The sequence below is a fragment of the Streptomyces sp. NPDC007157 genome, from assembly GCF_040634235.1.
Taxonomy (GTDB): Bacteria; Actinomycetota; Actinomycetes; order Streptomycetales; family Streptomycetaceae; genus Streptomyces.
The window spans coordinates 155,418-174,878 of sequence record NZ_JBEYFE010000016.1 but is presented as its reverse complement, the minus strand read 5'-3'; the positions used below and the strand labels follow the sequence as shown (position 1 = coordinate 174,878).

The window sequence follows — 19,461 nt, the reverse complement described above, 5'->3', positions numbered from 1 at the left end:
CCTTGGGTCCACCCCTCGAGGAACCGGGTCGGCGGAGCGACCAGGGGCTATCCCGCCCGGTGCACCACCGCGTCGCACAGCTCCAGGAGCGCCACCTTCGAGTCACATTCCACCAGCGGGGCCAGGGCGGCCCGGGCCTCCTCCGCGTACCGGACCGTGTCCCGGCGCGCCTGCTCCAGCGCCGGGTGCGCCCGCAGGGCCGTCAGGGCCTCCGCGTGCCGCGCGTCGTCCGTGAGGTCGGAGTCCAGCAGCTCGCACAGCGCGATGTCCTCGGCCAGGCCCAGCCGCGCCGCCCGCTCCCGCAGCCGCAGCACCGGAAGCGTGGGGACGCCCTCGCGGAGGTCGGTCCCCGGGGTCTTGCCGGACTCGTGGGAGTCGGAGGCGATGTCCAGCACGTCGTCGGCGAGCTGGAAGGCGACACCGAGACGTTCGCCGTACTGGGTGAGGACGTCCACGACCGTCTCGTCGGCGCCGGACATCATCGCGCCGAAGCGGCAGGAGACCGCCACCAGCGAGCCGGTCTTGCCGCCGAGCACGTCGAGGTAGTGGTCGACCGGGTCACGCCCGTCCGACGGCCCCGCCGTCTCCAGGATCTGACCCGTCACCAACCGTTCGAACGCGAGGGCCTGGACCCGCACCGCCTCGGGTCCGAGATCGGCGAGGATCTGCGAGGCACGGGCGAAGAGGAAATCACCGGTGAGCACGGCGACCGAGTTGCCCCAGCGGGTGTTGGCGCTGTCGACCCCGCGCCGCACGGCCGCCTCGTCCATGACGTCGTCGTGGTACAGCGTGGCGAGGTGGGTCAGCTCGACGACCACCGCCGACGGCACGACGCCCGGCGCGTACGGGTCACCGAACTGCGCGGCCAGCATCACCAGCAGCGGCCGGAACCGCTTCCCGCCGGCCCGCACGAGGTGCTGCGCGGCTTCCGTGATGAACGGGACCTCACTTTTGGTGGCTTCTAGCAAGCCCTCCTCGACAGCCGTCAATCCGGCCTGGACATCGGCTTCCAGAGCCTGGTCCCGCACGCTCAGCCCGAACGGCCCGACGGTCACGAGGGGTCTCCTGTCTGCTGGTGTCCACTGGCGATTACACGGTTTGTCGATAGGTCGCTGCCATCACTCAAGTCAGCGTATCCGGTCAGGTTTCGATCACCGAGGGCGCCCACCGTTACACCCCGGGCGCTATCGGATCACGACCGGTATGTTTTTGATCAGCCGATACGACCTGACATCCAATGACTTAACAGGAAGTACCGACGGTTGTCCCGAACCGGGGTGCATGCCGTGTCCCGAACCGGAGCCCGAACCTCGTCCCGGACCAGCGACGCCACCGGGTCCGATGCCGGACCGCCCGGCAGGTCCCCGACCGCGGACGGTCGCGCCTTCGCCGGCCGACGTCACCTGCCCGGAGGTACCCCCTCCGCCGTCCGCCAAAGCCAACGGGAGCACTCCGTTCCGATCCGCACCCGTACGTCCGCCCCTCACGAGATCACGCACGAGTACCTCCGTATCCCCTTCGCCACCTCACATCGCGCCACGCGCGCGTGGCACACACGGAAGGACGAGTCCGCCCACGGACGTCCCTCGAACACCTTCCCCACCGGCACCACCCGTCCTTCATGAACCACGGACATGTCTCGACCGCCGGTCCGGGCGCACCCGCGACCGCCGGTCGGGCGGCGGCGTGGCCCCGGCGCGACGGGGGCGTGGGCACAGCCGGCGTCTCCCGCGACGGATGCCCCCGGGACAGCCGCGTCTCCCTCCGGACGGCAACCCTCGTACCCCAGCCGCCATGACAACGACGCGCGGTACGGCGGAGGTTCCGCCCTCACGGAGGACACGCGCGCGTGGACGGCCGCCCCGCCGCAGCCGGGTCGGCGAGCCGTCGGCCCCGCCCCCGACGCGACCGGAATCACGTACGGCCGTCGCGTTCGAACTCCTGGCGCGATCCGGGGTATTGGGCCGACCGGCTGCCTTCGAGGCACCCGGGCGGACAGAGCCGCCGAGTGTCGGCCTCCCCGGAACACCCGATCAGCGGCACGCGCGCGTACTCCGGTCCGCACGCGCCCGCGCGCACCCGGACCGTACGGAGTTCACGGGAGGGCGAGACCGGGCAGGAGGTCGAGACCGGAGACCGGAGGCTCACACGACCGGATGAACCAGATGAACCGGATGGACGGACCCGCCGCCGATCCTCACCCGGTCGCCCCCCGTGCACCCACGCCGAGCCGGAATTCCGCCTAATAAGGCAATTCGGACATTCTCCGGAATTGCCTGTGACGCGCGCCACTTCACTCGCCCCAATCGGGCCAATCCGCACGAATGGCCGCATGGGCCTTTTCCACTGATGCCCGGAAAAACGGATTCCGAGAATCCCTCTTGTCCGATTCGCCGTAATTGCCGTTTCGTGAAGTAGGTCACGTGGCCCTGAGTGCCACATAGGGGGTAAGGCGACCCTTTCTACCCTTTCCCCGCAGGCGAGTTGAGGCTTGGCAGTCGCAAAGGATCAAGTACCCCATACGACCCAGATCAAGGTCAATCGGTGTGTTGTGTGAATCAGGTACTTGTTCCGGACATGTGCTCTCGCATACGTTCCGGCTCGCCGGGCGGAACGCCGAATCCTGCCACCGCCCGTCGTGACCCATCTACGAGTCCATTCGCACGGCAGGAGCGGGGGAACCAGGTAAGTCGCCGGACCGGGCGACCGACGTCACCGACCGACGTCGTACCGGAACGGCTAGGGGTGAAGTCGCCTCGCCTCAGGGCGGTGCGGCCGGGCACTCCCCGGGCCCGAACCCGACAGCTCACCCCGCAGGCGACGGAGAGGAACCACGACATGTCTGCTGCCGTTCAGCACCGCCGTCCCCGCCGTAACCGCATCGTCCGCACGCTCGCCGTCGTCGGTACCGGCGCCGCCGTTCTCGCCCTGCCGCTCATCGGGGCGACCGCCGCCTCCGCCGCCACTTCCACCACCTCGACGGCCTCCACGACGCTCGCCGGGTACCCGAACAACCTCGACGGCTGGATCCGCGAGTCGCTCGCGATCATGGCCGAGAAGCACATCCCCGGCAGCTACAACGGCATCTACCGCAACGTGATGCGTGAGTCGTCCGGCAACCCGCAGGCCATCAACCTCTGGGACTCGAACGCGGCCGCCGGCATCCCGTCCAAGGGTCTGCTCCAGGTGATCGACCCGACGTTCAAGACCTACCACGTGGACGGCACGTCGTTCGACATCTACGACCCGGTCGCGAACATCACCGCCGCCTGCAACTACGCCGCCGCGCGGTACGGCTCGATGGACAACGTGCACGGCGCGTACTGACCGGCGCCGTCAGCCGAAGAGTCTTTCGAGGACGACTGCAAGGCCGTCGTCCTCGTTCGACAAGGTGATCTCGTCGGCCACCGCCTTGAGTTCGGGATGGGCGTTGGCCATGGCCACCCCGTAGGACGCCCAGTCGAACATGGGGATGTCGTTGGGCATGTCCCCGAAGGCGACGGCCTGTTCGGGGCCCAGCCCCAGGTGGCCGGCGGCCAGCGCCAGCCCGGTCGCCTTGGTCACCCCGCACGGCTGGAGCTCGACGGTCCCCGGCCCCGACATGGTGACCGTCGCCAGCGACCCCACCACCGCGCGCGCGGTCGCCGCCAACTCGTCGTCGGACAGGGTGTGGTGGCGCAACAGCACCTTACTGATGGGCGCGCACCACAGGTCGTCGCGCCGGTCGACGCGCAGCGCGGGCAGCGTGGGGTGGGGCATCAGATAGCCCGGCTCGATGAGCGTGAGCCCGTCCACGCCGTCCTGGTCGACCGCCGCGTACACCTGCCCGACCTCGGCCTCGATCTTGCCGAGGGCGGTCTCCGCCAGCTCCCGGTCCAGGGTGACCGACCACAGCAGCCGCTCCGCGCCGGCGTCGTACACCTGGGCGCCCTGGCCGCAGACCGCGAGTCCCGTGCAGCCGAGGTCGTCCAGGAGGGGGCGCACTCTCGGCGCCGGGCGGCCGGTCACCACGAGATGCCGGGCGCCGGCCCGGCCGGCCCGCGCGAGCGCGGCGAGCGACCGTTCCGAGAGGGTGTCGTCGGCGCGCAGCAGCGTGCCGTCCAGGTCGGTGGCGATCAGTGCGTACGGGGTGGGTGCGACCATGATCAGAGAATACGGACAGCACGCCCCTGAGACTCACTGTGCGTTTCGGCCTCAAGTGGCGCCCGCCGTCCCGGTGATGGGGCGTTGTCAGTGGGGCGCGTTACGTTGGCGGCGGGTTGACGGCACCGATCGGACGGGGGCGGGCGTGGTGACGGACGGACCGGGGGACTTCCGGGCGCATCTGCTGGAGGCGGCGACCGGGGTGCTGGAGCGGTTCCCGCGGGAGCCGCGGCCGGAGATCTACGCGCTGTCGTTCCGCATCTGGCGCGTCGAGGAGGACGACCGCAGACCGTACGTGGCGATCGGCTACAACACCGAGAGCCAGTACGAGGCCGAACGGAACCCGGCGGACCCGGGCGAGGCGCGCTGGAACTACGCGTGCTGGCTCCTCGACGGCTTCGAGATGCTCGGCAACTGTCCCGAGGACCCGGTCGGCGGCGCGTTGTACACCGAGGAGGTCCGGCGGCTCGGACTCTGGTTCGACGGGGACGGCGACGACCCCGAACTGGACGCGAAGCGCGACCTGTTGGGGTCGCACTTCGCCGACGCGTGCATACGGCTGGCGCGGGATCTGCACGCCGGCGGCCGCATCGAGAAGGTCCTCGGCCGGCCGCTGCCGGTGGTGGTCTTCGACATGTACTGCCCGGGCTGGGAGGTCGAGGCCACGGAGGCGGCCAATCCTCCCGAGCTGATCGAGGAGTTCCTGGCCTGGCAGCGGGCGGCCGAGCAGGCGTAGCCCCGGGGGCAGGGTGACGGCACGCCCCCTGGGGGCGGGTGACGGCCCGGCCTCGGGGGCGGGTGGCGGGCCGGCCGCGGGGGCGGGTGACGGGCCGGCCGCGGGGGCGGGTGACGGCCGTCCGGGGGCACGTGGTGAACCGGCCCCGGGGCGGGTGTCAGGCGTGGGCGGCCGCCAGATGCTTGGTCAGACGCGGTGAGGCGAACTCCGTACCGCACACGAACCGCATCACCGGGCCGTACGAGGACGCCGCGGGCAGGCCGGTGAAGTACAGGCCGGGCACGGAGGAGACGTATCCGGCGCCGAGTTTCGGGGCGCCGCGGCTGACCGCGACGCGGGTGCGCAGCTCGGGGCCGAGGAAGTCCATCGCCGCGGTGTCCACGCGATAGCCGGTGGCGGCGACGACGTGGTCGGCGGTGAGCCGGTCGGTGCGGCCGTCGTGGGTGCGGACGGTGAGGACGGGGGCGCCCTCGGAGGTGTCGGCGCCGGTCACGCCGGCGACCTCGTGGACCTGGACCTTGCCCTCGAAGCGGTCGCGCAGCCACCAGGCGCCGAGCGGGCCGAGTACCCGGCGGACCAGGTGGTGGCGGGTGCGCGCGGGGAGGTAGCGGTAGGGGTGCGGGTAGTAGCTGAGTGCCCATAGCGACCAGGCCCGGCCGAACGGGGACTCCGGGCGCAGCCGGGGCTGGTCCCAGGGCGGGGCGCCGAAGGCGACCCTGCCACGCCCGCGGGAGACCACCCGCACCTGGGCGCCCGCCTCGGCCGCGAGAGCCGCCGTCTCCAGCGCGGACTGCCCGGCGCCGACGACGATCAGTTCCTTGCCGGAGAAGCGGGTCAGGTCGTGGTGCTGGGAGCTGTGCGAGACGGGTCCCGCGGGCCCGTCCGCCGCCGCTCCCACGAGCTCCGCGGGGAGGTGGGCGAGCCCCGACAGGCCGGTGGCGACGACGACCGCGCGGGCCGTGAACAACTCCCCCGAGTCCAGCTTCAGTTCGAACCCGGCCGCCTTGTCGCGGTCCACGGAGACCACCCGCACCCGCTCCAGCTCGGGCACCAGCTTCTGCTGGAACCACTCGCCGTAGCCGACGAAGGTCTCCACCGGGATGATGTCCTCGTCGGTCACCAGCCTGGGCAGGCCCGCCGCGTCGCAGTAGTCGGCGAGGGTGTGCCCGCGCTGCGGGCAGTCGAAGTTGGAGGCGGCGGGTGTCGACTTCAGGAGCATGCCCTCGGGCATGTGGTCGCGCCAGCTGACCATGGGGTCGCCGAAGACCCGCACGGGGATGCCGCGTGCCCGCAGATGGGCGGCGGTGGACAGGCCGAAGGGCCCGGCGCCTATGACTGCTACCGGTTGGATCACGAAGTCCCTCCCCAGGAACGTGACGCCTACTTCGTGGAGGTGCTGGAGCCGCGGCGGTTGGTGCGCCACAGCTGATAGAGGTGCTTCGCGCCCGGACGCACGAAGCGGGCGAGCATCGTGACGAACGGCATTGGGTCGTCACCCGCGAGCCAGGCCAGCTCGGTCCCGCTCGGCCGCTCGGGCGCGTGCGGCGTCGTATAGCCGCTGCGGCGGTAGGCGAGGAGGGCGGGCAGGTCGATGTTCTCCACGACGTACCGGTGGCCGGCGCGCTGTTCCCCCTCCGGAACGCGGCGCCCGGTCAGATCCAGGTGCATGGCGCGGACCACGTCCACCCCCGACTCGCTCTCGAAGAGCCGGAACTGGGCGCCCATGCGCGGGTTGAAGTCGAGCAGCTTGTACTGCCCGTCGCGGCGGTCGAAGCGCAGGTCGAGGTCGATGATGCCGCTGAACCCGATCTGTTTGATGAAACGCGCGGCGAGGTCGGCGAGTTCCGGGTTGTCGACGACGTACGCGTTCGCCGTCATGCCCGCGTGCGGCGGCCACGAGCGCACCTTGACGCCGGTGAACAGGGCACACGGGTTCGAGTCGGCGTCGAAGTAGGCGTGCACGATCCAGTCCTCGGCGTCCTCCCTGGGGAGGTACTCCTGGAGGATGACACCCGGATGGGTGCCCCAGTCACGCGCGAGGGTGAGCAGTCCCTCGCGAGTGGAGATCTTCGTCGTGCCGTTGACGGCGGGTCGACTGCGCCGGACGAACGCCTCGCGGTTCTTGGCGACGATCGGGAAGCGGGCCTTCTCGGCGAAGTCGACGATGTCGTCGTACGACTCCGGGAAGGCGGCCGCCGGACTGGGGATGCCGTGTTCCACGCACAGTTCGTGCAGCCCCTGCTTGCTGGCGAGCCGGCGCGGCAGCGCGGCCTCCACGCGTGGGAAGAGGAAACGGTCGCCGAGCGCGTCCTGGTGCTCGGCGATCAGGACGGCGGCCTCCTCGTCGGTGGGGATCAGCACGGTGGGACGGCCGATGCGGCGACCGATGCGCAGCAGTCCCTCGACGAGATGATCCGGTTCCTCGGCGCCTGTCGTCGGCCACACGAAAGCCCGTTTGAGATAACGGGAGGAGGCCGCCGGCGTGTAGGCGTCCTCCGTGATCGCGTACATGGGAACGCCCCAGCGGCCCAGACTGCGAATCGCACCGACCCCGCCGTGATGCAGCGGATAGTCGCCGAACTTGACGATCAGGCCCGGCACGTCGCGATCCGCATCGAACGGCATGCTGACGACGTTCCTGGCCACGGGTCCCCCCACGTGTCCCCCCTACGGACCGGACCCACCCCGTCCGTGTCCCCCAAAGGACGCTAAGCCGGAATTGCCACCTCCGACAAGGCTTATTCGGACATTGCGAACTCTTTAGACACTGCCACGACAGCCAACTCACCCGTAACGTGTGGCGCGACCACATGGAATGCCGCGCGACGCCAGAGCGACGTCACCACATAGTCGGCCCGGCGCGGCACGGATGAGAGCGAGGCAGCCACCCCATGCCCCCCTTGCCCCCCTTCGAGGTCCCCGAGGGTGACCCCTTCGGCCCGCACAATCTTCCGTATGGCGTGTTCTCGACCCGCGAGAGCACGGAACGGAGGGTTGGCGTCCGCCTCGGCGACCACGTCCTCGACGCCGGTGCCGCGGCTCTCGCGCTCGGCTCCCCCTACGCCTCGCTGCTGGCCCGCCCGACCCTCAACCCGTTGCTGGCCGCGGGCCGCACCACCTGGTCGGACGTACGGCGCGCCCTGACCGCCTGGGTGACCGTGCCCGCGCACCGGGAGGTGCTCGAACCCCTCTTCCACCCCCTGTCCGCGGTGGCCCTGCACCTGCCCTTCGAGGTCGCCGACTACGTCGACTTCTACGCCTCGGAGAACCACGCCCGGAACGCCGGCCGCATCTTCCGCCCCGACGCCGCCGAACCGCTCACCCCCAACTGGAAGCACCTGCCGATCGGTTACCACGGCCGCGCGGGCACGGTCGTGGTGTCGGGAACGGACGTCGTACGGCCGTCGGGCCAGCGCAAGGCGTCACCGGACCCCTCGGAGGCGCCGGTGTTCGGCCCGTCGGTCCGGCTGGACATCGAAGCCGAGGTCGGCTTCGTCGTCGGCGCACCGTCGCGGCAGGGACGGCCGGTGGCGCTGGGCGACTACCGGGAGCACGTCTTCGGGCTCACCCTCCTGAACGACTGGTCGGCGCGCGACATCCAGGCCTGGGAGTACGTCCCGCTCGGCCCGTTCCTCGGCAAGTCCTTCGCCACCTCGGTCTCGGCGTGGATCACCCCGCTGGACGCCCTGGAGGACGCACGGGTCGCCCCGCCCCGGCGGACGCACCCGCTGCTGCCGTACCTCGACGACTCCGCCGAGGAGCCCGCGGGTTACGACCTGCGAATGTCGATCGCGATCAACGGTCACGTGGTGTCCGAGCCGCCGTTCTCCACCATGTACTGGACCGCCGCCCAGCAACTCGCCCATCTGACCGTCAACGGCGCCTCACTGCGTACCGGCGACCTGTACGGCTCCGGCACGGTGAGCGGTACGGAACCCGGGGAGCGCGGGTCGCTGCTGGAACTCACCTGGAACGGGCAGGACCCGCTCGAACTCCCGGACGGCAAGCGGACGTACCTGGAGGACGGCGACGTGGTGACGCTGTCCGCGTGGGCGCCGGGTCCGGGCGGGAGCCGGGTGGGACTCGGGGAGGTCAGCGGGCGGATCGTGGCGGGGTGAGGGACGGTCGGGCCGGAGGGGCGTTCATGGAGGTACCGGAGGGTCGCTCATGGAGACGGGGGTGTGCAATCCGCCGGGGTTTGGTGAGGAGGGCACCCGGATCCTCGCCGGTACCTGACTCGGGGCGCCCCGTCCCGGCATACTGACGGGACACGCACCATGCGATGCGCCCGCACGCGCACCATGCGAGGCGACGGCGCACGTGTCACGTGATGCGCCGGCGTACGCACTCTGTCGCGCAACGGCGCATCACCCCCGCACCACCCGCACACCCCTCCGATCGGGAAACGGAGCCTTGGCATGACCGTCTGCCTGCTCCTGCTGAGCGTCGTCGCTCTGACGGCCACGGTGCCCGCGCCCCGCGCGCTGGTAGAGGCCCTGTGGCCCGAGCGGGAGCCGGTGGTCGCGCTGTGGGTGTGGCAGTGCCTGGTCGCCACCGTGCTGATGTGCTGCCTGGCCGCGCTCGTCCTGGGCGCGGCGGCCGTCTTCCACACCGTGCGCGACCGGGTGTTCGCGCCGGCGCCACCGGCGGTCACCGCGGCGTACGACCTCTCCGTCGCGCCGCTGTGGGCGGTCGCCCTCACGGTGCTGCTCGCGTGCGGGGCCGCGTGGACGACGGCGATGCTCGCCCGCGAGCTGGTCGAGGCCCGGCGGCGCCGCGGCCAGACCCGCGCGCACCTGCGCGAACGGGCACCGGAACTGCCGGCGGGGCTGCCTGCGGCACGCGGGCCGATGCTGGTGCTGGAGGACGAGTACCCGGACGCCTGGTGGATGCCAGGGCATCCGCCCCAGCTGGTCGTGACGACCGGGGCGCTGCACCGCCTGACCGACCACCAGCTCGACGCCGTACTCACCCACGAGCGGGGCCACGCGCGCGCCCACCACGACTGGCTGCTCTACCTGTCCAGTGCGCTGGCCACGGGCTTCCCGCGCGTGCCGCTGTTCTCCCACTTCTGCGACCAGACCCACCGCCTCGTCGAACTCGCCGCCGACGACGCGGCGTCCCGGCGCTGTGGCCACCTCACGACCGCACTGGCCCTGATCGAACTGAACCAGCACCGCGGGGTCCTCTCCTGCGCGTCCAGCCGCCGGCTGCTCGGCGAGCGGGTCGACCGGCTCCTGGAACCACCGCCACGGCTGCTGCGCCGTCAGCGGGCCCTGACGACGACGGTGGCCGCACTGGTACCCCTGCTGCCGCTGCTGATCACGTTCGCACCGGGTCTGACGGCGCTCGGGTAGGGCTTTCCTCACGGCTGGAAGTCCGGCGACGGGCGCGCGGCGCAACGGACGACCCGCGCGCGGGTCGTGGGTGGGCTCGAGCGCCCGACCCGCGAAATCCTCGGCTGCTGCCGGCGAGCGCGGATAGCCTCAGCACCGCCATTGTCCGACGGGGAGGGGCAGGACATGCAGGGGGACATACAAGGGCAGGACTGGGTCGCGCATGCGGGAGAACTTTTCGAAGCGGCGATGTTCGGCGGCGACACATCCGCACTGGACCGGTCCGACGACGTGCTGGACGCTGTCGAGGCGCCACTGTCCATGGCGCGGGGCAAGGTGCTGCATGTGCGCTTCCTGAACGACCGTGGGGAGAACACCCAGGAATTGGCGCTGTTCGAGCGGGCGGCCGAGCTGTACCGGCGGCTGGGGAACGCGTCGGGTGAGGCGGACGCGTTGTTCTGGATCGGCTGCTGGCACCAGGTGGTGAAGGGCGACGGCGCGACCGGCACACCTTACTTCGAGCAGTCGTACGCACTGGCGAAATCCGTCGACGATCGAATGACGATGTCCTACGCGATACGCCACCTCGGCTTCGCCGACAAGGACGCGGGCGACCTCGACCAGGCCCGTGAACGGTTGACCGAGTCGGTGTCGCTGCGCCGGGCGATCGGATTCAGGCCCGGGGAAGCGGCCGGCCTGGTGGCACTTGCCTACCTCGCGGCCGAGACGGGGAACAGATCGGCCGCGCTCCACCACCTCGACGAGGCGCAGGCGGTCGCCGAAAGCTGCGGCGCCAAAGCCGTGACGGGATGGATCGAGCAGGCCCGCACGATGGTCCAGGCTTAATCGTCCGACGGCGGGGTGGTCCTCGTCGCCCGGGTGTTCCGGCCCTCGCCAAGTCGCTCGCCGATCCGAGCGCCGACGTCCGCAAGGCGGCCGTCCCCGCCCTGACCCGGCACGCCGGTGTCGAGGACGCCCGCGCGGCGTCGGCCACGGCCACGGCGACGGGGACGGCGGACTCGGACGCGGACGTCAGGGCGTATGCGGCGCGGGGGCTCTGAGCAGGGCCCCCGCCCCGCGGCCGGATCCGGCTACATCCAGTCCTCCGGCTCCGGCTCGGCATCCATCTCGGGCCAGTGGTCCTCGTCCCCGGCTCCCGCCGCCGCAGGGGCCGGGGCCGGGGCCGGGGAGGACGGTGTTTTCAGGGACGCCAGCACCCCGAGCACGCCCTCCCCGTAGGTCACGAGCTTCTTCTCTCCGACGCCGCCGACGGTGCCCAGTTCGGCGACCGACTCGGGCCATCGGCCGACGATCTCCCTCAGCGTGGCGTCGTGGAAGACCACGTACGCCGGTACGCCCTGTTCACGGGCCTGGTCGGCACGCCAGGCTCGCAGTGCCTCGAACGCCGGGAGCAGATCCTCGGACAGCTCTGCCACGGCCGCCTTCGCCTTGCCCTTGCCGGAAGCCCCGGAGGACCCGGACGTCCCCGAGGACCGGGAGACCACCGGTTTCTTCGGCTCCTTGCGGAGCGGAACCTCCCGTTCGCGCCGCAGTACCGTCCCGCTGGCCTCGGTGAGCACCAGCGTGCCGTACTCGCCCTCGACGGCCAGCAGCCCCTGGGCGAGCAGCTGCCGGACGACGCCCCGCCACTCGCCCTCGTCGAGGTCGGCGCCGATACCGAAGACGGACAGCTGGTCGTGGTCGAACTGGATGACCTTGGCCGTGCGCTTGCCGAGCAGGATGTCGACGATCTGGACGGCGCCGAACTTCTGCCCGCGTTCGCGCTGCAGCCGTACCACCGTGGAGAGGACCTTCTGGGCAGCGACGGTGCCGTCCCAGGTCTCCGGCGGCGTGAGGCAGGTGTCGCAGTTGCCGCAGCCGGCCGCGGCGGGGTCCTGGCCGAAGTAGTTGAGGAGTTGCCCGCGGCGGCACTGGGCGGTCTCGCACAGGGCGAGCATCGAGTCGAGGTGGGCCTGGGCGCGGCGGCGGAACGCCTCGTCGCCCTCGCCGGACTGGATGAGTTTGCGCTGCTGTATGACGTCGTTGAGGCCGTAGGCCATCCAGGCGGTGGAGGGCAGGCCGTCACGGCCCCCGCGGCCGGTCTCCTGGTAGTAGCCCTCGACGGACTTGGGCAGGTCGAGGTGGGCGACGAACCGGACGTCGGGTTTGTCGATGCCCATGCCGAAGGCGATGGTGGCGACCACGACCAGGCCGTCCTCGCGCAGGAAGCGGGACTGGTGGGCCGCGCGGGTGCCCGCGTCCAGGCCGGCGTGGTAGGGGACGGCCTCGATGCCGTTGCGGGACAGGAATTCCGCCGTGGATTCGACCGACTTGCGGGAGAGGCAGTAGATGATGCCCGCGTCGCCTTCGTGTTCCTGCCGGAGGAAGGTGAGCAGCTGCTTCTTGGGGTCGGCCTTGGGGACGATCCGGTACTGGATGTTGGGCCGGTCGAAGCTGGCCACGAAGTGCCGGGCGGCCGGCATGTGCAGCCGCTGGGTGATCTCCTCGTGGGTCGCGTGGGTGGCGGTCGCCGTGAGCGCGATGCGCGGGACGTCCGGCCAGCGCTCGCCGAGGAGGGAGAGGGCGAGGTAGTCGGGGCGGAAGTCGTGGCCCCACTGGGAGACGCAGTGCGCCTCGTCGATCGCGAAGACGGCGATCTTGCCGCGGGCCAGCAGGTCCAGCGTGGAGTCCAGGCGCAGCCGCTCCGGTGCCAGGTAGAGCAGGTCGAGCTCGCCGGCTAGGAACTGGGCCTCGACCACGCGCCGCTCGTCGAAGTCCTGGGTGGAGTTGACGAACCCGGCGTTCACGCCGAGGGCGCGCAGGGCGTCCACCTGGTCCTGCATGAGGGCGATGAGCGGTGAGATCACGATGCCCGTACCGGGTCTGACCAGGGCGGGGATCTGGTAGCACAGCGACTTTCCGCCACCGGTGGGCATGAGGACGACGGCGTCTCCGCCGGCCACCACATGCTCGATGATCGCTTCCTGTTCGCCCCGGAAGGCGTCGTACCCGAAAACCCTGTGCAGCGTGGCCAGTGCCTCGCTGTCCGCCGGTCCGGGCGTCTGCCGCGTCCCCGGCGGCTCGGTCGTCCCTGGCATCTCGTCGGTTCCGCCCGTCCCACCCATCGTCGTGTCCCCCGTACGTCGTCCCTCGACCACTGCCTCCACGATAGGGGCACGGACCGACAGCGCCGGAGTTATCCACAGGTCCGCCGTCCGGAGGAGGGACACGGGGACGGAAGCCGGGAGGGACGCGGGGAGGGGCACGGGCGCGGGGCGGAGCACGGGGAGGGGCACGCGGCGCGGGGTCCCCCGTCCGGCGGTGTCCTCGGTCCTCTGGCCGTTCAGTCCTTTGGCCGTCCTCGCGTGGCGGCCCAAAAGCGGCGCGGGCCATGCTGCACGGGCGGGACCGGGGAGGCCCGCGCTGTACGGAGGCACCGCACTCGCGTGCCTCTTCCACCCCAAGGAGCATCAGGATGTCTCTCAGGTCCCGCACCGCCGGCGCCGTTCTGGCGCTGGCCGTGCCGTTCGCTCTGGCCGCGGTTCCCGCCGACGCGGCTCCCGTGCCCGAGGCCGACCCGTTCGTGTGGACGGATCTGACCCCGACGTACACGGCGACCGCGGACTACCAGTACGAGCCGTTCGCGGTCACGGACGGGTACCGGCCCATCGGCAGGTGCGCCCAGGGCACCGGGACCGGCGAGGGAGGCGCGGGCTACCACTACGTGAACCCCGCCCATGTCGGCAGCCTCGACCCGGCCGAGCCCGCGGGTCTCCTCTACGAGACCGACAGCAACGGCGGCCGTGCCCTGGTGGGCGTGGAGTGGATCGTGCGCGCCGACAACGCTGCCGGCGCGCCGACGCTGTTCGGGCAGTCGTTCCAGGGGCCGGCGAATCTGGACGGTGTGGGTTCCGTGTACACGCTGCACGCCTGGATCTGGAAGGACAATCCGAGCGGCCTGTTCGCGCCGTGGAACCCGACGGTGACGTGCCCGTAGCCGCGGCCGCGGCCGGCGCGGTGAGGTGCCGGCAGCCAAGGCCCCGCGGCCCCAGGACCGCCCACGCGCGCGTGGGCCCCGGTTCCTCGGAGGGAACCGGGGCCCACGGCCGTACCGGAGCGGTCAGCGCACGAAGACTCCCGCCTGGCTCGCCAGGTCCAGGAAGTACTGCGGTGCCACGCCGAGCACCAGGGTGACCGCTACGCCGACGCCGATCACCGCCATGGTCAGCGGTGACGGGACGGCGACCGTGGGGCCGTCGGGCCTGGGCTCGCTGAAGAACATCAGCACGATCACGCGGATGTAGAAGAACGCGGCGATCGCCGACGAGATCACACCGACGACGACCAGCGGGGCCGCCCCGCCCTCCGCCGCCGCCTTGAACACGGCGAACTTCCCGGCGAAGCCGGAGGTCAGCGGGATACCCGCGAAGGCCAGCAGGAACACCGCGAAGACGGCCGCGACCAGCGGCGAGCGGCGGCCGAGGCCGGCCCACTTGGACAGGTGCGTGGCCTCGCCGCCTGCGTCGCGCACCAGGGTGACCACGGCGAAGGCGCCGATGGTCACGAAGGAGTACCCGGCCAGGTAGAACAGGACGGACGACACGCCGTCCTTCGAGGTCGCGATGACACCCGCGAGGATGAATCCGGCGTGCGCGATCGACGAGTACGCGAGCAGTCGCTTGATGTCGGTCTGGGTGATCGCGACGATCGCGCCGCCCAGCATGGTGATGATCGCGACGCCCCACATGACCGGCCGCCAGTCCCAGCGCAGGCCGGGCAGGACGACGTACAGCAGGCGCAGCAGCGCGCCGAACGCGGCCACCTTGGTCGCCGCTGCCATGAAGCCGGTCACCGGGGTGGGCGCGCCCTGGTAGACGTCGGGCGTCCACATGTGGAAGGGGACCGCGCCGACCTTGAAGAGCAGGCCCATGACGACCATCGCGGTGCCGATCAGGAGCAGCGCGTCGTTGCCCATGGTGTCGGCGAGGGCGGGGTCGATGCTGGTGACGGTGCCGTCGACGACCTGGGAGATGGTGGAGTAGGACACCGAGCCGGCGTAGCCGTAGAGCAGGGCGATGCCGAACAGGGTGAACGCGGAGGCGAAGGCGCCGAGCAGGAAGTACTTGACCGCGGCTTCCTGGGACATCAGCCGCTTGCGGCGGGCCAGGGCGCACATCAGGTAGAGCGGGAGGGAGAAGACCTCCAGGGCCACGAAGAGCGTCAGCAGGTCGTTGGCCGAGGGGAACACCAGCATGCCGGCGACCGCGAAGAGGAGCAGCGGGAAGACCTCGGTGGTGGTGAATCCCGCCTTCACCGCGGCCTTCTCGCTGTCGCTGCCGGGCACGGAGGCGGCCTGTGCGGCGAAGGAGTCGACGCGGTTGCCGTGGGCGGCCGGGTCGAGGCGGCGTTCGGCGAAGGTGAACAGGCCGAGCAGGCCGGCCAGCAGGATCGTGCCCTGCAGGAACAGGGACGGTCCGTCGACGGCGATCGCACCCATGGCGGCGATGTGCGCCTTGGTGGTGCCGTAACCGTCCGCGGCCAGCGCGACGACCGCCGCGAAGGCCGCGCACAGCGCCACGGCGGAGACGAAGACCTGCGCGTAGTAGCGGGACTTGCGTGGGACGAACGCCTCGACGAGCACCCCGACGATCGCCGCGCCAAGCACGATGAGGGTGGGGGACAATTGTCCGTATTCGATCTTCGGCGCGTCGATCTTCGAGATCGGATCGGCCGCGGTTGTCCACAGGCTGTGGACGGCTGCTGCGCTCACTTGGCCGCCTCCACTGCGGGCTTGGGGTCGGTCTTGTGTACGTCCGACATGGTCTGTTTGACCGCCGGGTTGACGATGTCCGTGACGGGCTTCGGGTAGACGCCCAGGAAGATCAGCAGAATGATCAGCGGGGTGACGACCACGAGTTCACGCGCGCGCAGGTCGGGCATCGCGGAGACCTCCGGTTTCACCGGGCCCGTCATCGTCCGCTGGTAGAGGACGAGGGTGTAGAGCGCGGCGAGGACGATGCCGAGGGTGGCGATGATGCCGATGGCCGGGTAGCGCGTGAACGTGCCGACCAGGACCAGGAATTCGCTCACGAAGGGGGCGAGACCCGGCAGCGACAGGGTGGCGAGGCCGCCGATCAGGAAGGTGCCGGCGAGGACCGGGGCGACCTTCTGCACACCGCCGTAGTCGGCGATGAGCCGCGAGCCGCGCCGGGAGATCAGGAAGCCGGCGACCAGCATCAGCGCAGCCGTGGAGATGCCGTGGTTGACCATGTAGAGGGTGGCGCCGGACTGGCCCTGGCTGGTCATCGCGAAGATGCCCAGGATGATGAAGCCGAAGTGCGAGATGGACGCGTAGGCGACCAGGCGCTTGATGTCCCGCTGGCCGACGGCGAGCAGGGCGCCGTAGATGATGCTGATCACGGCGAGGACGAGGATGACGGGTGTCGCCCACTTCGAGGCCTCCGGGAACAGCTGGAGGCAGAAGCGGAGCATCGCGAACGTGCCCACCTTGTCGACGACCGCCGTGATGAGGACGGCGACCGGGGCGGTGGACTCCTGCATGGCGTTGGGCAGCCAGGTGTGCAGCGGCCACAGCGGTGCCTTCACCGCGAAGGCGAAGAAGAAGCCCAGGAACAGCCAGCGTTCGGTGCTGGTCGCCATGTGCAGCGAGCCGTTCGCGCGGGCCTGCGCGATCTCCGCGAGGGAGAAGTTCCCGGCGACCACGTAGAGGCCGATCACCGCGGCCAGCATGATCAGGCCGCCGACCAGGTTGTAGAGGAGGAACTTCACGGCCGCGTACGTCCGTTGGGCCGCCGCGTTCTCGTCGGAGCCCGCGTGGGCGCGGTCCCCGAAGCCGCCGATGAGGAAGTACATCGGGATCAGCATGGCTTCGAAGAAGATGTAGAAGAGGAAGACGTCGGTGGCCTCGAAGGAGATGATCACCATCGCCTCGACGGCCAGGATCAGGGCGAAGAAGCCCTGGGTGGGCCGCCACCGCTTGCTGCCGGTCTCCAGCGGGTCGGCGTCGTGCCAGCCCGCGAGGATGACGAACGGGATCAGCAGGGCGGTCAGCGCGAGCAGGGCGACCGCGATGCCGTCGACGCCCAGTTCGTAGCGGACACCGAAGTCCGAGATCCAGGCGTGGGACTCGGTGAGCTGGTAGCGGGCGCCGCCCGGGTCGAAGCGGACCAGGACGACGATCGCCAGCACGAGCGTGCCGAGCGAGACCAGCAGCGCGAGCCATTTGGCGGCGGTGCGCTGTGCGGCCGGTACGGCGGCCGTCGCGATCGCCCCGACGGCGGGGAGCGCCGCCGTCGCTGTCAGCAGAGGAAAGGACATCGGTATCAGACCGCCCTCATCAGCAGGGTCGCGGCGACCAGGAGGGCAGCGCCGCCGAACATCGAGACCGCGTACGAGCGCGCGTAGCCGTTCTGGAGCTTGCGCAGTCGGCCGGACAGCCCGCCGAAGCCCGCCGCCGTGCCGTTGACGACCCCGTCGACCAGGGTGTGGTCGACGTAGACCAGGGAGCGGGTGAGGTGTTCGCCGCCGCGGACCAGGACGACGTGGTTGAAGTCGTCCTGGAGGAGGTCGCGGCGAGCCGCGCGGGTGAGCAGCGAACCGCGCGGGGCGACGGCCGGGACGGGACGACGGCCGTACTGGAGGTAGGCGATGCCGACGCCGATGACCAGGCAGACCATGGTGGCGCCGGTGACGGTGGTCGCGCTCAGCGGGGAGTCTCCCTCGCTGTGGCCGGTGATCGGCTCCAGCCAGTGCAGGAAGCGGTCGCCGATGCTGAAGAACGCGCCGCCGAAGACCGAGCCGATCGCCAGCACGATCATCGGGATCGTCATGACCTTCGGGGACTCGTGCGGGTGCGGCTCGTGGCCGTGCTCGTCGGGCTGCCAGCGCTTCTCGCCGAAGAACGTCATCAGCATCACGCGCGTCATGTAGAAGGCGGTGATGGCCGCGCCGAGCAGGGCGCAGGCGCCGAGGATCCAGCCCTCGGTGCCGCCCTTGGCGAACGCCGCCTCGATGATCTTGTCCTTGGAGAAGAAGCCGGACAGGCCCGGGAAGCCGATGATGGCGAGGTAGCCGAGGCCGAAGGTGATGAAGGTGACCGGCATGTACTTGCGCAGGCCGCCGTACTTGCGCATGTCGACCTCGTCGTTCATGCCGTGCATGACGGAACCGGCGCCCAGGAACAGTCCGGCCTTGAAGAAGCCGTGCGTCACCAGGTGCATGATCGCGAAGACGTAGCCGATCGGGCCGAGGCCGGCGGCGAGCACCATGTAGCCGATCTGCGACATGGTCGAACCGGCGAGGGCCTTCTTGATGTCGTCCTTCGCGCAACCGACGATCGCACCGAAGAGGAGGGTGACGGCGCCGACGACGGTGACGACGAGTTGTGCGTCGGGGGCCGCGTTGAAGATCGCTCCGGAGCGGACGATGAGGTAGACGCCGGCGGTCACCATGGTCGCCGCGTGGATGAGGGCCGAGACCGGGGTCGGGCCCTCCATGGCGTCCCCGAGCCAGGACTGCAGCGGGACCTGGGCGGACTTGCCGCAGGCGGCGAGCAGCAGCATCAGGCCGATCGCGGTGAGCCTGCCCTCGGAGGCGTCGGTGGCGTGGCTGAGGACCGGGCCGAAGGCGAAGGTGCCGAACGTCGTGAACATCAGCATGATCGCGATCGACAGACCCATGTCGCCGACCCGGTTGACCAGGAAGGCCTTCTTCGCGGCGGTGGCCGCGCTGGGCTTGTGCTGCCAGAAGCCGATCAGCAGGTACGAGGCGAGGCCGACGCCCTCCCAGCCGACGTACAGCAGCAGGTAGTTGTCGGCGAGGACGAGCAGCAGCATCGCCGCGAGGAACAGGTTGAGGTAGCCGAAGAAGCGGCGGCGGCGCTCGTCGTGCTCCATGTACCCGATCGAGTACAGGTGGATGAGCGAGCCGACGCCGGTGATCAGCAGGACGAACGTCATCGACAGCTGGTCGAGGCGGAAGGTGACGTCCGCCTGGAAGCCGGCCACCGGGACCCAGGTGAACAGGTGCTGCATCAGGGTGCGGTGTTCGGCGTTCTTGCCCAGCAGGTCGGCGAAGAGGATCACGCCGAACACGAAGGAGGTCGTCGACAGGAGTGTGCCGATCCAGTGGCCCACGCCGTCCAGGCGGCGGCCGCCGACCAGGAGGACGGCCGCTCCGAGCAGGGGCGCCGCGATCAGCAGCGCAATGAGGTTCTCCACGATTCAG

General features: G+C 70.6%; 14 protein-coding genes, 1 pseudogene and 1 riboswitch. Of the genes and pseudogenes, 7 read left to right on the top strand and 8 right to left on the bottom strand.

Annotation, left to right across the window (positions count from 1 at the left end; translation table 11 throughout):
- Positions 1–47 precede the first annotated feature (47 nt).
- Entirely contained in the window at positions 48–1,055 is a 1,008-nt protein-coding gene (locus ABZ642_RS27665; protein ID WP_360489145.1) for a polyprenyl synthetase family protein, read from the bottom strand.
- Positions 1,056–2,642: 1,587 nt separating this feature from the next.
- Positions 2,643–2,833, top strand: a riboswitch (cyclic di-AMP (ydaO/yuaA leader).
- A gap of 5 nt (positions 2,834–2,838) precedes the next feature.
- On the opposite strand from ABZ642_RS27665, the gene ABZ642_RS27660 reads away from it, so the two are divergent.
- The gene (locus tag ABZ642_RS27660; RefSeq protein ID WP_360489144.1) at positions 2,839–3,327 is read left to right on the top strand and encodes a transglycosylase SLT domain-containing protein; all 489 of its coding nucleotides are present in this window, start codon (positions 2,839–2,841) and stop codon (positions 3,325–3,327) included.
- 9 nt (positions 3,328–3,336) lie between these two features.
- On the opposite strand, the gene ABZ642_RS27655 is transcribed toward ABZ642_RS27660, so the two are convergent.
- Positions 3,337–4,143 (bottom strand): HAD family hydrolase, encoded by an 807-nt coding sequence (locus ABZ642_RS27655; RefSeq protein WP_360489143.1) that lies wholly within the window; start codon positions 4,141–4,143, stop codon positions 3,337–3,339.
- 145 nt (positions 4,144–4,288) lie between these two features.
- Between ABZ642_RS27655 and ABZ642_RS27650 the strand changes: the two genes are divergently transcribed.
- Positions 4,289–4,879, top strand: coding sequence for a hypothetical protein (locus ABZ642_RS27650; RefSeq protein WP_360489142.1), 591 nt, complete (start codon positions 4,289–4,291; stop codon positions 4,877–4,879).
- Between the two features lie 157 nt (positions 4,880–5,036).
- Here the strand turns inward: ABZ642_RS27650 and ABZ642_RS27645 are convergent, their stop codons facing one another.
- Both ABZ642_RS27645 and ABZ642_RS27640 read right to left on the bottom strand, forming a co-directional pair.
- Positions 5,037–6,233, bottom strand: a complete 1,197-nt coding sequence (locus ABZ642_RS27645; protein WP_360489141.1) for an FAD-dependent oxidoreductase — start codon at positions 6,231–6,233, stop codon at positions 5,037–5,039.
- A 26-nt stretch (positions 6,234–6,259) separates the two neighbouring features.
- On the bottom strand, positions 6,260–7,504 hold the full coding sequence (locus ABZ642_RS27640; protein WP_360489140.1) for an ATP-grasp domain-containing protein: 1,245 nt from the start codon (positions 7,502–7,504) through the stop codon (positions 6,260–6,262).
- A gap of 275 nt (positions 7,505–7,779) precedes the next feature.
- On the opposite strand from ABZ642_RS27640, the gene fahA reads away from it, so the two are divergent.
- The 4 genes and pseudogenes from fahA to ABZ642_RS27620 all read left to right on the top strand — a co-directional run.
- Positions 7,780–8,997: a fumarylacetoacetase gene (gene fahA, locus ABZ642_RS27635; protein WP_360489202.1), complete on the top strand. Its 1,218-nt coding sequence runs from the start codon at positions 7,780–7,782 to the stop codon at positions 8,995–8,997.
- A 300-nt stretch (positions 8,998–9,297) separates the two neighbouring features.
- Positions 9,298–10,236 (top strand): M56 family metallopeptidase, encoded by a 939-nt coding sequence (locus ABZ642_RS27630; protein ID WP_360489139.1) that lies wholly within the window; start codon positions 9,298–9,300, stop codon positions 10,234–10,236.
- A gap of 165 nt (positions 10,237–10,401) precedes the next feature.
- Complete coding sequence (locus ABZ642_RS27625) at positions 10,402–11,061, top strand: tetratricopeptide repeat protein (protein ID WP_360489138.1); 660 nt, start codon at positions 10,402–10,404, stop codon at positions 11,059–11,061.
- Between the two features lie 35 nt (positions 11,062–11,096).
- Positions 11,097–11,276, top strand: a pseudogene (locus ABZ642_RS27620) (hypothetical protein); the annotation flags it as partial.
- Positions 11,277–11,306: 30 nt separating this feature from the next.
- Here ABZ642_RS27620 and recQ read toward each other — a convergent pair.
- A complete protein-coding gene (recQ, locus tag ABZ642_RS27615; protein ID WP_360489137.1) occupies positions 11,307–13,313 on the bottom strand; it encodes a DNA helicase RecQ in 2,007 nt (668 codons plus the stop codon).
- Positions 13,314–13,690: 377 nt separating this feature from the next.
- Here recQ and ABZ642_RS27610 point away from each other — a divergent pair, with 377 nt between their 5' ends.
- Positions 13,691–14,212, top strand: coding sequence for a hypothetical protein (locus ABZ642_RS27610; protein WP_360489136.1), 522 nt, complete (start codon positions 13,691–13,693; stop codon positions 14,210–14,212).
- 123 nt (positions 14,213–14,335) lie between these two features.
- Here the strand turns inward: ABZ642_RS27610 and nuoN are convergent, their stop codons facing one another.
- The 3 genes from nuoN to nuoL are packed head-to-tail and all read right to left on the bottom strand — an operon-like array spanning position 14,336 to position 19,454.
- Complete coding sequence (nuoN, locus tag ABZ642_RS27605) at positions 14,336–15,985, bottom strand: NADH-quinone oxidoreductase subunit NuoN (RefSeq protein ID WP_360489135.1); 1,650 nt, start codon at positions 15,983–15,985, stop codon at positions 14,336–14,338.
- Positions 15,982–17,553 (bottom strand): NADH-quinone oxidoreductase subunit M, encoded by a 1,572-nt coding sequence (locus ABZ642_RS27600; RefSeq protein WP_360489134.1) that lies wholly within the window; start codon positions 17,551–17,553, stop codon positions 15,982–15,984. Before ABZ642_RS27600 ends, nuoN begins: the two co-directional genes overlap by 4 nt.
- Positions 17,554–17,558: 5 nt before the next feature.
- On the bottom strand, positions 17,559–19,454 hold the full coding sequence (gene nuoL / locus ABZ642_RS27595) for an NADH-quinone oxidoreductase subunit L (protein WP_360489133.1): 1,896 nt from the start codon (positions 19,452–19,454) through the stop codon (positions 17,559–17,561).
- Positions 19,455–19,461: the final 7 nt, after the last annotated feature.

Bases quoted from the DNA above. Each gene is read 5' to 3' on its own strand.
- ABZ642_RS27660 (WP_360489144.1), top strand. From the start codon at position 2,839: ATGTCTGCTGCCGTTCAGCACCGCCGTCCCCGCCGTAACCGCATCGTC.
- ABZ642_RS27655 (WP_360489143.1), bottom strand. From the start codon at position 4,143: ATGGTCGCACCCACCCCGTACGCACTGATCGCCACCGACCTGGACGGC.
- ABZ642_RS27640 (WP_360489140.1), bottom strand. From the start codon at position 7,504: ATGCCGTTCGATGCGGATCGCGACGTGCCGGGCCTGATCGTCAAGTTC.
- ABZ642_RS27630 (WP_360489139.1), top strand. From the start codon at position 9,298: ATGACCGTCTGCCTGCTCCTGCTGAGCGTCGTCGCTCTGACGGCCACG.
- ABZ642_RS27625 (WP_360489138.1), top strand. From the start codon at position 10,402: ATGCAGGGGGACATACAAGGGCAGGACTGGGTCGCGCATGCGGGAGAA.
- recQ (WP_360489137.1), bottom strand. From the start codon at position 13,313: ATGCCAGGGACGACCGAGCCGCCGGGGACGCGGCAGACGCCCGGACCG.
- ABZ642_RS27610 (WP_360489136.1), top strand. From the start codon at position 13,691: ATGTCTCTCAGGTCCCGCACCGCCGGCGCCGTTCTGGCGCTGGCCGTG.
- ABZ642_RS27600 (WP_360489134.1), bottom strand. From the start codon at position 17,553: ATGTCCTTTCCTCTGCTGACAGCGACGGCGGCGCTCCCCGCCGTCGGG.